This is a genomic window from Lysobacter sp. S4-A87 (assembly GCF_022637455.1).
Lineage (GTDB): Bacteria > Pseudomonadota > Gammaproteobacteria > Xanthomonadales > Xanthomonadaceae > Lysobacter_J.
On record NZ_CP093341.1, the window covers coordinates 1232508 to 1246168 of the forward strand.

The 13661-nt window shown below is 68.5% G+C and carries 14 protein-coding genes and 1 pseudogene; 8 read left to right on the plus strand and 7 right to left on the minus strand.

Features of this window, described 5'->3' with window-relative positions:
• The first annotated feature begins 3 nt into the window (after positions 1-3).
• Positions 4-504, plus strand: a complete 501-nt coding sequence (locus tag MNR01_RS05525; RefSeq protein WP_241919932.1) for a phosphoglycerate mutase family protein — start codon at positions 4-6, stop codon at positions 502-504.
• 58 nt (positions 505-562) lie between these two features.
• Here the strand turns inward: MNR01_RS05525 and MNR01_RS05530 are convergent, their stop codons facing one another.
• Positions 563-2140 (minus strand): phospholipase D family protein, encoded by a 1578-nt coding sequence (locus MNR01_RS05530; RefSeq protein WP_241919933.1) that lies wholly within the window; start codon positions 2138-2140, stop codon positions 563-565.
• Between the two features lie 82 nt (positions 2141-2222).
• On the opposite strand from MNR01_RS05530, the gene MNR01_RS05535 reads away from it, so the two are divergent.
• The 4 genes and pseudogenes from MNR01_RS05535 (at position 2223) to aqpZ (ending at position 5291) form a co-directional block, all read left to right on the plus strand.
• On the plus strand, positions 2223-2615 hold the full coding sequence (locus tag MNR01_RS05535) for a hypothetical protein (protein WP_241919934.1): 393 nt from the start codon (positions 2223-2225) through the stop codon (positions 2613-2615).
• A 114-nt stretch (positions 2616-2729) separates the two neighbouring features.
• Positions 2730-3591: pseudogene (locus MNR01_RS05540) on the plus strand (pirin family protein).
• Between the two features lie 240 nt (positions 3592-3831).
• The gene (locus tag MNR01_RS05545) at positions 3832-4266 is read left to right on the plus strand and encodes a hypothetical protein (protein ID WP_241919935.1); all 435 of its coding nucleotides are present in this window, start codon (positions 3832-3834) and stop codon (positions 4264-4266) included.
• 311 nt (positions 4267-4577) lie between these two features.
• Positions 4578-5291: an aquaporin Z gene (gene aqpZ, locus MNR01_RS05550; protein ID WP_241919936.1), complete on the plus strand. Its 714-nt coding sequence runs from the start codon at positions 4578-4580 to the stop codon at positions 5289-5291.
• Between the two features lie 99 nt (positions 5292-5390).
• Here aqpZ and MNR01_RS05555 read toward each other — a convergent pair whose 3' ends face one another.
• The 5 genes from MNR01_RS05555 to MNR01_RS05575 all read right to left on the minus strand — a co-directional run bounded on the left by MNR01_RS05555 (position 5391) and on the right by MNR01_RS05575 (position 10288).
• Positions 5391-6254, minus strand: a complete 864-nt coding sequence (locus MNR01_RS05555; protein ID WP_241919937.1) for a pirin family protein — start codon at positions 6252-6254, stop codon at positions 5391-5393.
• 115 nt (positions 6255-6369) lie between these two features.
• On the minus strand, positions 6370-6963 hold the full coding sequence (locus MNR01_RS05560) for a methyltransferase domain-containing protein (protein WP_241919938.1): 594 nt from the start codon (positions 6961-6963) through the stop codon (positions 6370-6372).
• Between the two features lie 9 nt (positions 6964-6972).
• Positions 6973-9213, minus strand: a complete 2241-nt coding sequence (gene rlmKL, locus MNR01_RS05565) for a bifunctional 23S rRNA (guanine(2069)-N(7))-methyltransferase RlmK/23S rRNA (guanine(2445)-N(2))-methyltransferase RlmL (protein WP_241919939.1) — start codon at positions 9211-9213, stop codon at positions 6973-6975.
• 3 nt (positions 9214-9216) lie between these two features.
• Positions 9217-9750 carry a hypothetical protein gene (locus MNR01_RS05570; protein WP_241919940.1) on the minus strand — a complete coding sequence of 178 codons (534 nt, stop codon included), beginning with the start codon at positions 9748-9750 and terminating at the stop codon, positions 9217-9219.
• A gap of 25 nt (positions 9751-9775) precedes the next feature.
• Complete coding sequence (locus tag MNR01_RS05575) at positions 9776-10288, minus strand: MOSC domain-containing protein (protein WP_241919941.1); 513 nt, start codon at positions 10286-10288, stop codon at positions 9776-9778.
• Between the two features lie 166 nt (positions 10289-10454).
• Between MNR01_RS05575 and MNR01_RS05580 the strand changes: the two genes are divergently transcribed.
• The 3 genes from MNR01_RS05580 (at position 10455) to MNR01_RS05590 (ending at position 12851) form a co-directional block, all read left to right on the plus strand.
• Positions 10455-11027: an N-acetylmuramoyl-L-alanine amidase gene (locus MNR01_RS05580; RefSeq protein WP_241919942.1), complete on the plus strand. Its 573-nt coding sequence runs from the start codon at positions 10455-10457 to the stop codon at positions 11025-11027.
• A gap of 62 nt (positions 11028-11089) precedes the next feature.
• Complete coding sequence (gene tesB / locus MNR01_RS05585) at positions 11090-12001, plus strand: acyl-CoA thioesterase II (RefSeq protein WP_241919943.1); 912 nt, start codon at positions 11090-11092, stop codon at positions 11999-12001.
• 7 nt (positions 12002-12008) lie between these two features.
• Positions 12009-12851 (plus strand): hypothetical protein, encoded by an 843-nt coding sequence (locus MNR01_RS05590; RefSeq protein WP_241919944.1) that lies wholly within the window; start codon positions 12009-12011, stop codon positions 12849-12851.
• A gap of 119 nt (positions 12852-12970) precedes the next feature.
• On the opposite strand, the gene MNR01_RS05595 is transcribed toward MNR01_RS05590, so the two are convergent.
• Positions 12971-13612, minus strand: coding sequence for a calcium-binding protein (locus MNR01_RS05595; RefSeq protein ID WP_241919945.1), 642 nt, complete (start codon positions 13610-13612; stop codon positions 12971-12973).
• Between the last annotated feature and the right edge of the window lie 49 nt (positions 13613-13661).

Genomic DNA, 13661 nt, shown 5'->3' on the forward strand with positions numbered 1-13661 from the left:
ACGATGAAGTTCGCCCTGCCCGTCCTGCTCGCCCTGGCCCTGCTCGCCGGTTGCGCGTCCACGCCACCGCCGGCAACCACTTTCATCCTGGTGCGCCACGCCGAGAAGGTGCCGGACGGATCCAAGGACCCGGAACTGACCCCCGCCGGCCTGGCCCGCGCCGATGCGCTGGCGGTGCGGTTGGCCGACGTGCCGCTCGACGCCGTCTATTCGACGGACTTCCGCCGGACCCGGCAGACGGCCGCGCCGACCGCCCGCGGGCACGGGCTGCAGGTCATCAGCTACGACGCCAAGGAGCCGGCGGCCGATTTCTCGTCGCGACTGAAGCGCGAGCACTCCGGCCAGACGGTGCTGGTGGTCGGCCACAGCAACACCGTTCCCGGCATTGCCGCCGCCTTGTGCAGTTGCACCGTTGCCGAGATGAGCGAAGCGGAGTACGACCGGCTGACGACCGTACGTGTCGGCGCGGATGGCAAGGCGACGCTCGAGGAAGGCCGGCAGTAGGACAACGTCCCTGGATCCCCGCCTTCGCGGGGATGACATGCTCGCGGAGATGGCGGCGCTACAGCTGCGATTCGACCGGCAGCCAGCCGATCACGCGCGCGATTGCGCGCCTGCCCACGCCCACCGCGGGCTCATGGGTCCACTCCCGCGGAGGTTCGGCCGAGCCGTCGCGCCAGCGCAGCTCGCCGTCGTCCAGCCACAGCTTGTAACTGCTGCGCGCACCGGTCTTGAGCCGATAGTTCTCCTGCAGGTCGCCGCTGAGCTGGCGGTCGCTGAAGAGGATCCCCATCTCGGTATTGAGATTGATCGAACGCGGATCGAGGTTGAACGAGCCGACGAAGCCGACGGTGTCGTCGACCACGAACGCCTTGGTGTGCAGGCTGGCGTCACTGGAACCAAAGCCGCTGCCACCGCCCGAGCCACTGCCCCGCCCGCCCTGGCCACCAGTGGCCATCAATTCGAACAGGTCGACGCCACCTTCGAGCAGCGGCAGCCGATAGGGCGCATAGCCGCCATGCACGGCCGCGACATCGGTGGCCGCCAGCGAGTTGGTCAGCACGCCGACGTGGACGCCGCGCTTGCGCATCGCCACCAGCGCGGCCACGCCTTCGTCGCCGGGGACGAAGTACGGCGAGATGATGAACAGCTGACGGCGGGCGGCAATGGCCGCCGGTACCAGCACGTCCGCCAGCCAGCCCTTGCGCGCAGCACCTTCGGCCTTCTCTGGCGGGTCGGAATAGACGTGGGCGTCGCGCGTCCAGCGTGGCAGCTTCTCGCCTCGCAGCAGCGCGGCGATCGATGGCGACTCGCGCAGCTTGGCCAGGTAGGGATGGGCATTGCGCGACTTGTACTCGAGGTCGACGATCCGCCGCAGTCGCTGCAGCGAAACTTCGTCGCTGTCGACCAGCGCGGCCAGCGGAATCGCCGAAGCGCTGTTCCAGAATGCGTCGAAGATGTCCGCGGTCTCCTTCACCGGCGGTCCGACCACCGCCAGGTCGGCATCCATGAAGTTCGATTCCGACGACGCGCCGAAGTACTCGTCGCCGATGTTGCGGCCTCCGACCACGGCGATCCGGCCGTCGACGATCCAGGCCTTGTTGTGCATGCGCCGATTGAGGCTGAAGCCACGCAACAGCATTTCCACGCCACGCATGAAACTCGATGCGCGCCCGCGCGAGGGATTGAACATGCGCACTTCGACATTCTCGTGCTGGTCCAGCGCGGCCAGTACCGAGTCCTTCTTGTGCGCGTTGAGGTCGTCCAGCAACAGGCGCACCCGGACGCCACGGTCGGCGGCGCGCAGGATTTCATGGACGATGAGGTTGCCGGTCAGGTCGGGCTTCCAGATGTAGTACTGCAGGTCCAGGCTGCGACCGGCCACGCGTGCGCCGAGTGCGCGCGCCGCGAACGCGTCGAGGTTGTCGGTGATCAGCGACAGCCCGGCTTCGCCGGGACGCGCCTGCGTCATTGGCGCGATCGCGCGGTCGATCGGCGTCTCGATCCGGTCGGCGGCCATGGCCTGCGACGGCGCGCCGCGGGCATGCTCGGCGAAACGGCCATAGGAGAAGACCGACAGCGCCGAGGCCACGACCAGCACGATGGCAGCGATCCCGAACCAGCGCAGCTTCCTGGTCATGGCATTCCTGGCGGAGGACTGGGATCGATTCTAGTCACCACGCCTGCACGACCACTTCACATCGCCGCTTACAATCGCGGCCATGAGCCCGCGAACGACACTGATTTCCCTCACCGCCGCGCTGCTGCTTGCCTGCACCGGCTGCAGCGGCCCGGTCCGCGCCGGCATGCCGGTAACGGCGAGCCAGCCTTTTACCCTGCAACCGGGCGAACAGGCATCGCTGCCGGGACAGGCATCCCTGCGGTACGTCGGCGTGGCCAACGATTCGCGTTGTCCGGCCTCCGTGCAATGCGTGTGGGCGGGCGATGCGGAAGTGAGGCTGGTGTTCGAACAATCGGGCAAGCCGGTCGATGTCGTCCTGCACAGCGCGGACCCGACGCCACAGTCCGTGGGGCAATGGACGCTGACACTGGTCGGCCTGGCGCCCGGCGCCGCACCGGCCGCCACGCTGCGCCTGGACGAAGCACCGCGCTGACCCGGTTGCCTCACAACGGACTGCCTCACAACGAGCTGTTTCACGAAACGCAACGCAGCGCTCGTTGATTGCATGCCAAGCTGCCACCTGCACCGACAACGACGAGGAACCGACATGACCACGATCGTTTCACCGCGCGTACACGACCTCGGCGGATTCCAGGTCCGGCGTGCGGTGCCCAGCATCCAGGCACGCTCGGTCGGCCCGTTCGTGTTCGTCGACCACATGGGTCCGGCGGTGTTCGAGCCGGGGCGTGGCATCGACGTCCGCCCGCATCCGCACATCGGCCTGGCAACGGTGACCTTCCTGTGGTCGGGATCGATCACGCACCGCGACACCCTCGGCAGCGAACAGGACATCAACCCCGGCGACGTCAACTGGATGACCGCCGGGCGCGGCATCGCCCACTCCGAGCGCACGCCTTCGACCTTGCGTGAGCACGAGCATCCGCTGCACGGCATGCAGACCTGGGTCGCGCTGCCCGCGCTCGGACGAGGAGGCCGCCCCCGGTTTCTTCCACCACCCGGCGGCCACGCTGCCGCAACAGCGCCGCAACGGCAGCTGGCTGCGTGTCGTCGCCGGCCGCGGTTATGGCGAGGAGTCGCCGGTGAAGGTCTGCAGCGGAACCCTGTACGTCGCCATCGACCTGGACGCCGATGCCGAGCTGGCGCTCGACGACGGCCATGCCGAGCGGGCGCTGTATGTCCTGGAGGGCGACGCCCAGCTCGACGGCGCCGACATCCCGGCAATGCACCTGGTGGTGCTCGACCCCGGCACCCGGCCCAAGCTGCGCGCACGCACCCCGGTCAAGGCCATGCTGCTGGGCGGCGAGCCGCTCGACGGTCCGCGCCACCTGTGGTGGAACTTCGTCTCCAGCTCGAAGGAGCGGATCGAGCAGGCCAAGCAGGACTGGTCTGAGGGCCGCTTTGGCAAGGTCCCCGGCGACGACGAGTTCATCCCCCTGCCCGAGCGCTGAGCCCTGTCCGGGCCACCCAGCCCCGACGCCCGCCCCTGACCACCCCCGACCGGCCAATCCATAAGCCCGGTCACTCGCCTATTAAGCATCGTTATTTGTCAAGTGCTGCTTTCTGGACTATGTTCGGTCCAGATCGGGCGACTTGATCACGTTTTGATCAACCCGGTCTGGCGTTTCGGGGTTTGGGGCTGTTAGGCAATTGACCACAGGGGGTTAGTCGTGAAAACGACGGCATGGCGTATGTCGGCCCTGCCCGTGCTCGCCGGGCTCATGTTCGCGGCGAACGCACAGGCGCAGGATCAGGGGACGTGTCCACAACTGCCCGCAAGCTCGGGGCTGGTCTGGGAATACAAGGGCAGTGGCGGAGCCGACTTCTGTCGGGCGCTGCGCGAAGATGGCTCTGAGGCTTTCGGCCTGTACATCGCGTCGAAATCACCGTTCTCGCCCAAGCGCGGCAACCGCGCCGAAGCGGGCATGATCGATGGTCAGAGCATGTACTGGTACAAGGGCGAAGTAGCGATCAAGCCCGATGTGCAGGTGCGTGAAACGCTGATCGAACTGCCCGACGGACGTACGGCGCACATCTGGCTGCAGGCCAGCGATGCGCAGCTCGGCAACTCGATCATGCTCGCGCAGTCGATCCGTTTCCCGGCGACGCGACTGAGCAGCAAGTAAGTCCTGGTGACGCCGCGGCCTGGCCGCGGCTCGCGGGCGCAGCTGCGCCTGCAGATCCTTATGGCCCCTCTCCGCGCAGGCGGGAAGGCCGTGCCTTTGCCCGCTGGCCGGGCTGCGGCACCTCGCAGGCCGATGCCCGGCCCGTCTCTGACGAGAACGCGCCTACACGGCGCCCGCACTTCCCCTTCCCCTAAGATAGGCCCGCCCCGCCTTGCGGCAGGGCAAGAAGACTGCATCAGCACCGCCCGGGCGGATGGTTGGCAGCAAGGCCCGGGCTTCCGTCACTTCGCAAGGAAGGAACTGGAGGCAGCATGATCAAGCGTCTTGGGGCAGAGTTCATCGGCACGTTCTGGCTGGTACTGGGCGGTTGCGGCAGCGCGGTGCTGGCGGCCAACTTTGGTGGCGATGGCAATCCGCTGGGTATCGGTTTTCTCGGCGTGGCGCTCGCGTTCGGCCTGACGGTGCTGACCGGCGCCTACGCGCTCGGGCACATCTCCGGCGGTCACTTCAACCCGGCGGTGAGCTTCGGCCTGTGGGCCGGCGGCCGCTTCCCGGCACGGGACCTGCTTCCCTACATCATTGCCCAGGTGCTCGGCGGCCTGTTTGCCGGCTTCATCCTCTGGCAGATCGCCAGCGGCACGGCCACCTTCGCTGTCGACCCCAACTCGGCCGGCGCGTTTGCCAGCAACGGTTACGGATCGCATTCGCCAGGTGGCTATTCGATCGCTGCGGCGTTCCTGTGCGAAGTCGTGATGACCGCGATGTTCCTGGTGGTGATCCTGGGTGCGACCCATCCGCGCGCACCGGCCGGCTTCGGGCCGCTGGCCATTGGCCTGGCGCTGACGCTGATCCATCTGATCAGCATCCCGGTCACCAACACGTCGGTGAACCCGGCGCGATCGACGGGCGTGGCCGTGTTCGCCGGCGCTACCGCCATCTCGCAGTTGTGGCTGTTCTGGGTGGCACCGATCGCAGGCGGCCTGCTCGGCGGCGTGATCTATCGCTGGCTGGGCGACGACAAGTAGCTCCCGGCGCGACCAAACAAAAAGGCCACGCCAGAGGGCGTGGCCTTTTTCATCGCGTAGCCCGGGTAAGCAACGCGCACCCGGGGCGAACGCACGACCTCAGAACCGCCCTTCCTGGAAGTCCACGAACGCCTGCATGATCTGCTCCTTCGTGTTCATCACGAACGGGCCGTAGCGGGCCACCGGCTCACGCAGCGGTCGACCGGCGACCAGGATCACGCGCACACCCTTGCTGCCGGCCCGGAGCTTGAACACGCGGCCGCCGCCAAGCACGGCCAGCTGCTGCGTCGACAACGCCCGCGCGTCATCGCCATCGCCCACCGTGCCCTCGCCTTCGAAGGCATAGGCGAACGCGTTGTGACCGTCGGGCAGCTGGTACTCCCACACGGCCCCTGCGGCCAGCTCGATGTCCAGATAGACCGGATCGGTCGCCGGCTGCTGGATCGGTCCGGCGACGTCACCGATGCGACCGGCGATCAGCTTCACCGTGACGCCCGGCGCCGGCTGCAGCTGCGGGATGCGGTCGGGTGCGAATTCCTGGTACTGCGGCTGCGCCATCTTCTCGCTCGCCGGCAGGTTCACCCACAGCTGGAAGCCGCGCATGCGGCCTTCGTGCTGCTCGGGCATCTCCGAATGGACCAGGCCGCGGCCGGCGGTCATCCACTGCACGCTGCCGGGCACCAGCACGCCCTCGTTGCCGTGGTTGTCCTTGTGGCGCATGCGCCCGTCCAGCATGTAGGTCACGGTCTCGAAGCCGCGGTGCGGGTGGTCGGGAAAGCCGGCGAGGTAATCCTCGGGCTTGTCGGTGCCGAATTCGTCGAGCATCAGGAACGGATCGAGCATGTCCAGCTGCGGCGTGCCGATGACGCGGGTCAGGCGTACGCCGGCGCCGTCGGAAGCCGGCATGCCGCGGATGACGCGGCCGATGCGGGCGAAGTCCTGGCTGATGTCGGGATGGCTCATGGCGTACTCCGGATGACTGGTTGACTGCCGCTCAATGTCGGGGGCGCGCGGCAGCGCCGCCAGCGTCGCCGATGGAACGATCCATTACGGCGCCGAGGGTCGCCGGCCGGGGCGCTCAGCCGCGCCGGGCGAGCACATAGACCGTCGCCGGCGGCACGTTCAGCAGGACGAACTCGCCACGCTCGACTTCCAGACCCAGCTCCTCGACCACGTCCGCGGCGAACGGCGACTGCGGGCCGTAAGTGAACTGGAGGAAGCGTCCGCCGTCACGCAGGCAGTCGAAGGCAGCCTGCAGGATCTCGCGCTGGGTACCGCGCGGCATGCCCAGGAAACCCAGGCCTGACACGATCGCGTCGGCCGGCCCGTCGTTGAGATAGCCATCGGCGCCGACGAGCTGCAGCAGGTCGCGGGCGTCGCCGAGCACGATGCGAACCTGCGGGAATCGCGCGCGCAGGTGCGCGTGCAGTTCCTCGTTGAGTTCCAGCACCAGCAGTTCGCGACCGAGGATGCCGCGCGCCAGCAATGCGCGGGTGATCGCCCCGGTGCCGCCGCCCAGCTCGATCACGCGACGCGCGCCATCGGGCAAGGCGGTGACCATTGCCGCGGCCAGGTCGCGACCGGACGGTGTCACCGCCGCGGTGCGCGCGGGATTGCGCAGCCACTGCCGGAAGAACGTCCACGAACCTTTCGGGAGCGTCAGCCGGCGCATGGGTTCACCTCAGGCCAGGCGCTGCAGGCGCCAGCAGCGATGGATACGGGCATCGCGCTCGAAATCGGGCGGGATGGTCTGCGCGCTGATGTCGACGCATTCGGCGAACTGCGCGATCGCCGCCTGGTCCAGGCGGAAGCGGCGGAAGTTGTTGGAGAAGTACAGCACGCCACCGTCGGCCAGGCGCTCCACCGCCGCGCGCAGCATGCGCACGTGCTCGGCTTGCACGTCGAAGTCGTCGGCGCGCTTGGAGTTGGAGAACGTCGGCGGGTCGCAGAAGATCAGGTCGTACTGCTGCGTGTCGGCTTCCAGCCAGGTCAGCGCGTCGGCCTGCACCAGGCGGTGGCGGGTGCCGCCGAGATTGTTCTCGCGCAGGTTGTCGGCGCACCACTCCAGGTAGGTCGCCGACAGGTCGACCGTGGTGGTGCTGCGGGCACGGCCTGCTGCAGCGTGGACAGTGGCGGCGCCGGTGTAACCGAACAGGTTGAGGAAGCGCGTGTCTTCCGCCTCGGATGCAATGCGCAGGCGCATCGGCCGGTGGTCGAGGAACAGGCCGGTATCGAGGTAGTCGAACAGGTTCACGCGCAGGCGTGCATCGCCCTCGCGCACCGTCAACAGCTCGCCACGCGAATCGAACTGGCCGTACTTGCTGCCGCCCTTGCCGCGGGCGCGGGTCTTCAGCGCGACGTTCTCGCGCGGCACCGCAAACACCTCGCGCGCCGCCGCCAGCAATTCGTTGAGGCGCTTGCGCTGCACCGCTTCGGGGATGTCGGCCGGCGCGGCGTATTCCTGCACGTGCAGGAAGGTGCGCGGCGTCGCCTCGTCGGTGACGTAGACGTCGATCGCGGCGGAGTACTCGGGCAGGTCGGCATCGTAGGCGCGATAGCAGCTGATGTGCTCGCGCTCGCGCCACGACTTGAGCTTGCGGATGTTCTTGCGCAGGCGGTTGGCAACCATCTGTGCGCCTTCCGACAACGAAGGCGCCGGCTCGTCGGCCGCCCGCTCGCGCTGCGGCGGCGCGATCGGATCACAGACGATCAGCGTGCACTCGATCGCACCGTTGAACAGCTGATACTTCTTGCCGGCGCGCAGGCCGGTGGCGCGTGCCAGGTCGGCGTCGCCGCAGAGCAGGCTGGCACGCCAGGTCGGAACGGCGCGCTTGAGGCCGTCGCCGAGCGCGCGATAAAGGGCGGCGTCGGCGGCAAGGCGGGCGTCGTAGGGAGGGTTGCAGACGGCCAGGCCTGACGTTCCGGCCCCGCTCCCCTCACTGGTCCCCTCACTGGTCCCGTCACTGGCCCCGTCTTCGTCACCGTCATCCCCGCGCAGGCGGGAATGACGGGAAAGGGCCGGGGTCTCGAGCGAGCGAATGTCGCCCACGCGCCAGTCGATCACGCCGGCCAGGCCCGCCAGAACGGCGTTGTCCTGCGCGGCACGGATCGCATGCGGATCCAGATCGCTGCCGAAGAACACCGGGCGCAGGGCATTCATGCCGGCCGCCTCGCGCGCACGCGCAACGTCCACTAGCTGTTGCCACGACGCCGCGTCGAAGCCGAGCCAGCGCGTCGGTACGCCGTTGCCATGCCGCTGCAGGCCGGGGGCGACATCGGCCGCCATCAGCGCGCCTTCGATCAACAGCGTGCCGCTGCCGCACATCGGGTCGAGCAGCGCACCGCCGTCGGCGTACACCTTCGGCCATTGCCCGCGCATCAGCACTGCAGCAGCGAGGTTTTCCTTCAGCGGTGCCTCGCCCTGCTTGCTGCGCCAGCCGCGGCGGTGCATCGGGCCGCCGCCAAGATCGATCGACACGATCGCGCGGCCCTTGCGCACCACCAGGTTCAGGCGCAGGTCGGGCGCTTCGACGTCGACGTCCGGGCGCGAACCGGTGCGCGCGCGCATCACGTCGACCACCGCGTCCTTGACCCGCTGCGCGGCGTAACGCGCATGCGTGATCGCATCGCCGGACACGTGCGCGTCGACCGCGACCGTATCGCCCTGAGCCAGGTGCTGCGGCCAGTCGATGGCAGCGGCGCCGGCGTAGAGGGCGTGCTCGTCGGGGCAATCGAACTCGGCGATCGGCCACAGCACGCGACTGGCCAGGCGCGACCACAACACCGCACGCTGCGCATCGAGCGCGCTGCCTTCGACGTTGGCACCGGCCATGGCCGCGGTGGCGCGTGTGCAGCCCAGTGCGACCAGTTCGTCGGCGAGCAGGTATTCCAGGCCCTTGCCGCAGCTTGCGAAGAATTTCATGGCTTACAGCACCGACAGCAGGGAGGCGAAGGCATCGGCGCTGGCCTCGACGTGGTCCGACAGGCGATGGCCGTCGTTGACCAGCAGCAGGCGCGAACCGCGGGGATGCGCCCAGGCGACGACTTCGCTCGCCGGGATCAGTTCATCGTGCCAGCCGTGGATGATCGAGGTCGGCACGGCGGCGGCTTCCAGGCGGGGCGCCGGGCCCATCTTGATCGGCGGCGCCATCAGGAACAGGCCGGCGGTCGGCACCTGCAGCGACACCAGCCCGGAGATGTAGGCACCCAGGCTCGAACCGGCCAGCACCACCGGGCCGCGCGATGCGGCAGCGCGCGCCAGCTCGAGCAGGCGCTGCAGCCGGCTGGGCACGTCGCCGAGCTCGCTGATGTCGCGGCGCGCATCCAGGTCGGTGAAGTCGGGGCGCTCGTGGCTCCAGCCCAGGCGCTCGGCGACGTCGGCCAGCGCGGTCACCTTGGTGGCGTCGGGCCCGCTCTCGAAACCGTGGGAAAGGATGCAATGTCCGCGCGTGCTGCTCATGGATGCTCTGGTCGACTCGTGCTGCTCAATCGTGCTGGTCAATAGGAAGTGCGACGACGGCGTCGCCGAGGTGGATCGTGCCGCCGTCGAGAATGCGCGCGCACAGCCCGCCATGGCCGCGCATCGCGTTGTAGCCGCCCGGTCCGAGCGCGGCTTCCATGCGTGAGCACGGATCGCAGTCGTCGGTGCCTTCAAGCACCACCTCGCCGATGCGGAAACGGCGGCCCTTGAGCGCGACCAGTGGCAGCCCGGAGACGACGAGGTTGCGGCGCAGCGTCGCAGGCGCCACGGCTTCATGCCCGGACAGTGCTGCGATCACGGGCAGGTGCTCGGCCTGGATCAGGGTAATGCCGCGCTTGCCGCTGCCGCCGCTGTAGCGGTCGCCGACCAGGCCTGCGCCGGTCTGGGCGAGCACCTGCGTCACCTGCTCCATGGCGACTTCGCGCTGCGGGCGCAGGCCGATCCATTCGACCCGGCCCTGGCGCGGCAGCATGGCCATCAATTTGCCGAGCTCGGAGTCGGCGGGAGGGAACTTCATGGCGGGGATCCGTGCAGTCTGGGCAATCTGCGCTGTTCGAACCGGCGCCTGGGCGCGCAATCCGGGAGGGCTCGACGTCCACATCGCAGCGTGTCTGTCGGCGTGGATGTCGTCGGGGCCGGCGGCCAGCAAGGCCGGGCGGGGGCGAATGGTAGCATCCGGCCCCATGTCGCCCGACCTCACGACCCCGCCGATCGCCTTCGACCCCCTGCCCTACCAGGACCGCCTGGAGGCACGCACGCTCGACCGGATCGACCTGGCGGTGATCCACTGCACCGAACTGCCTGACCTGGCGATGGCGCGCCGGTTCGGCGAGGAAGTGCTCTACGAAGGCTCGCAGACCGGCAACAGCGGTCATTTCTATATCGATCGCGATGGCAGCCTGCACCAGTACGTCCCTCTCGATCGGGTCGCCCACCACGTACGCGGCTACAACCCGCGCGCCATCGGCATCGAGCTGGTCAACCGCGGCCGCTACCCGGACTGGCTGGCAGCCCACCACCAGGCCATGGGCGAGCGCTACACGCCCGAGCAGATCCAGTCGCTGGTGGCGCTGCTGCGGCACCTGAAGAACACGGTGCCGTCGCTGCGTCATATCGCCGGCCACGAGGACCTGGACACCACGACCGTGGCCGCAAGCGACGACCCCTCGGTGCAGGTGCAGCGCAAGCTCGACCCGGGGCCGCAGTTTCCGTGGGCACAGGTGATGGCGGCGGTGGATCTGGTGCGCTTGCCCTAGAGCGGGACTGCGATCCCGTCACCGTATACTTCCGGTCCTGTGATTCCCAGAGCCGCGCCCGCATGACCTCACCCGCTTCCGAGCAAGTCGTTCCCGAGCTGGTCGAGCTGCTGTCGCTGGAGCGCCTGGAGGACAACCTGTTCCGCGGCCAGAGCCGCGACATCGGCACCAAGTACGTCTTTGGTGGCCAGGTGGTCGGCCAGGCCCTGTCGGCAGCGCAGGCGACGATGGTCGAGCCGCGCGGCGCGCACTCGCTGCACGCCTACTTCCTGCGCGCCGGCGACATCGCCGCGCCGATCGTCTACCAGATCGACCGCACCCGCGATGGCGGCAGCTTCTCGGTGCGCCGGATCACCGCGATCCAGCACGGCGAGGTGATCTTCTTCATGGCCGCTTCGTTCCAGCAGGACGAACAGTCCGTGGAGCACCAGCTGACGATGCCCGAAGTGCCCAAGCCCGAGGACATCGAACCGACCCCGCCGGTGCCCGAGCATGTGATGGCGACGCTGCCGACCAAGGTCCAGCGCTGGCTGTCGCGACAGGGACCGTTCGAGTTCCGCCACGTCTACCCGCGCGACGAGCTCAACCCGCCCAAGCGTCCGCCCTACCAGCAGGTCTGGTTCCGCCTGAGCGAGCGCGTCGGCGACGCCCCAGAACTGCACCGCGCCCTGCTCGCCTACGCCTCCGATTTCCATCTGCTCGGCACCGCGACCTTCCCGCACGGCATCAGCTACTACCAGCCGAACGTGCAGATGGCCTCGCTCGACCATGCGATGTGGTTCCACCGTCCGTTCCGCGCCGACGAATGGCTGCTGTACTCGATCGACAGCCCGAGCGTGCAGAGCAGCCGTGGCCTTGCCCGCGGGCAGATCTTCGACCGCGACGGCCGCCTGGTCGCCAGCACCGCGCAGGAAGGCCTGATCCGCGTCGTTCGCGATGCGGCTGCGGCCGCGCAAGTGCCGGCGAAGGAATGAGCGCGCGATGAGACAGGTTTTCAGCAGCCAGCGCCTGGAAAACGTCGAGCAGGTCGCGCAGATGATGCGCGATGCCGACATCGAGGTCCGCATCACCAACGGTCGCTCCTACAAGGGTGGCCGCCGCGGCACGTTCAGCTACAGCGAACCCGGCGGCCCGAAGCCGGCGGTCTGGGTGGTGCGCTCGGAGGACCAGGTGCGCGCCCGCGAGATCCTGCGCGAGGCAGGCCTGCTCGAGTCCACGCGCGAGAGCTTCCGCGGCCCCAGCTTCCGCTTCGAGCCCGAAGCCCAGGGCAAGTCGCCCCAGCAGTCGCGCATGTTGCGGATCAAGCTGGTGCTGATGGCGGGCATCGTCATCATCGGCGGCCTGGTGATCCGGCACGCGGTCAACCTCGACATCGCCAACGAGGCACTCAAGGAGCATCCGCTCGACGGCTCCACCGCGGCCATCCCGCAGCCGCTGGCGGCGGCGGTGCTGGCGCAGGAACTGCCCAAGGCGCGCCTGGACGTGCTGTGCCTGGCCGTCGACGGCAAGGACGCACCGGAAACGCTGGTCAACGCGATGCAGCAACCCGGCCACCGCGTCGTACTCCGGTCGGCATGCGTGCGCAATCCCGACGACGAGGTCGGCAGCCAGCTTCGCGCCACCGGCGCGCCGGCACTGATCGTCGATGTCCGCGCCTTCCGTCCGCAGAAGCGCGATGCCGCCAACGACAACGCCATCACCGGCGTGATCGAGTACAGCGCCTACCACCACCGCATGTCGGCCTCGTACAAGACACTGGAAGTGACGCAGGTCGACGGTGGCGGCTGGAAGGTCGTGCGCACCATCAAGCACGTGTCGATGTAGCGGGCGCGGCTACACGAAAAAAAAAACCCGTGCCGCGGAGACTCGGCACGGGTAGTTGGGATTCACATACAGCCAAGCGCGTTGTTGTGCATTCCTCGACCGCGCCCGGCCGGGAAAGTTCAATGGCGCGGTGAGTGCCTGAGATCGTCGCGGGTCAGGTAGCCGTCGCGGTCCTCGTCGATGAACGCGAAGCCCTTGCTGAGCTGCGGCATCTTCTCGCTGACCTCCAGCTTGCTCAGCTTGCCGTCGTGATTGAGGTCGGCGGCGGCGAAGCGCTCCTCGGCACGCTTGGCCTCTTCGGCCTCGCGCTGCGGACGCATCTTCTCGTGGTAGCTGCGCAGCTCGCTGCGGACGACGTAACCGTCGCGGTTGTGGTCGATCTGGTCGAAGTCCCGGGTCAGCCACGGCATCGATGCCGCCTCGGTCTTGCTGATACGGCCGTCACCGTCGGCATCGGCATCGATCAGCCCGCCCATGCCGCCGTGGCCATGGCCCTTGCCGCCGCGGTGGGGACGCTCGGAGCGGTCCAGCTTGCCGTCCTTGTTGCTGTCGAGCTGGTCGAACTTCGCTGCCAGGCGCGGGTTGGCAGCGGCCTCGTTGCGGTCGATGGCACCGTCGTTGTTGACGTCGAGTTTCGGACGCGTGGCGCGGCCGGCGTCGCTCGCCGGGGCCGGCTGGGTCGCGGCCAGTGCGGTGCCGGCAGTCACTATCGCGGCGATGGCCACGGCCAGCAGTGCGGACAGGGAATTGCGCTGTTTCATGGATAAAGCTCCTGCGGGTGGCGTCGGTTGGCGCCGATGACCAGATCAA

Bases quoted from the DNA above. Each gene is read 5' to 3' on its own strand.
- MNR01_RS05590 (WP_241919944.1), top strand. From the start codon at position 12,009: ATGAGACAGGTTTTCAGCAGCCAGCGCCTGGAAAACGTCGAGCAGGTC.
- MNR01_RS05525 (WP_241919932.1), top strand. From the start codon at position 4: ATGAAGTTCGCCCTGCCCGTCCTGCTCGCCCTGGCCCTGCTCGCCGGT.
- MNR01_RS05580 (WP_241919942.1), top strand. From the start codon at position 10,455: ATGTCGCCCGACCTCACGACCCCGCCGATCGCCTTCGACCCCCTGCCC.
- MNR01_RS05570 (WP_241919940.1), bottom strand. From the start codon at position 9,750: ATGAGCAGCACGCGCGGACATTGCATCCTTTCCCACGGTTTCGAGAGC.
- MNR01_RS05560 (WP_241919938.1), bottom strand. From the start codon at position 6,963: ATGCGCCGGCTGACGCTCCCGAAAGGTTCGTGGACGTTCTTCCGGCAG.
- MNR01_RS05530 (WP_241919933.1), bottom strand. From the start codon at position 2,140: ATGACCAGGAAGCTGCGCTGGTTCGGGATCGCTGCCATCGTGCTGGTC.
- MNR01_RS05575 (WP_241919941.1), bottom strand. From the start codon at position 10,288: ATGAAGTTCCCTCCCGCCGACTCCGAGCTCGGCAAATTGATGGCCATG.
- MNR01_RS05535 (WP_241919934.1), top strand. From the start codon at position 2,223: ATGAGCCCGCGAACGACACTGATTTCCCTCACCGCCGCGCTGCTGCTT.
- tesB (WP_241919943.1), top strand. From the start codon at position 11,090: ATGACCTCACCCGCTTCCGAGCAAGTCGTTCCCGAGCTGGTCGAGCTG.
- MNR01_RS05595 (WP_241919945.1), bottom strand. From the start codon at position 13,612: ATGAAACAGCGCAATTCCCTGTCCGCACTGCTGGCCGTGGCCATCGCC.
- MNR01_RS05545 (WP_241919935.1), top strand. From the start codon at position 3,832: ATGTCGGCCCTGCCCGTGCTCGCCGGGCTCATGTTCGCGGCGAACGCA.
- MNR01_RS05555 (WP_241919937.1), bottom strand. From the start codon at position 6,254: ATGAGCCATCCCGACATCAGCCAGGACTTCGCCCGCATCGGCCGCGTC.
- rlmKL (WP_241919939.1), bottom strand. From the start codon at position 9,213: ATGAAATTCTTCGCAAGCTGCGGCAAGGGCCTGGAATACCTGCTCGCC.
- aqpZ (WP_241919936.1), top strand. From the start codon at position 4,578: ATGATCAAGCGTCTTGGGGCAGAGTTCATCGGCACGTTCTGGCTGGTA.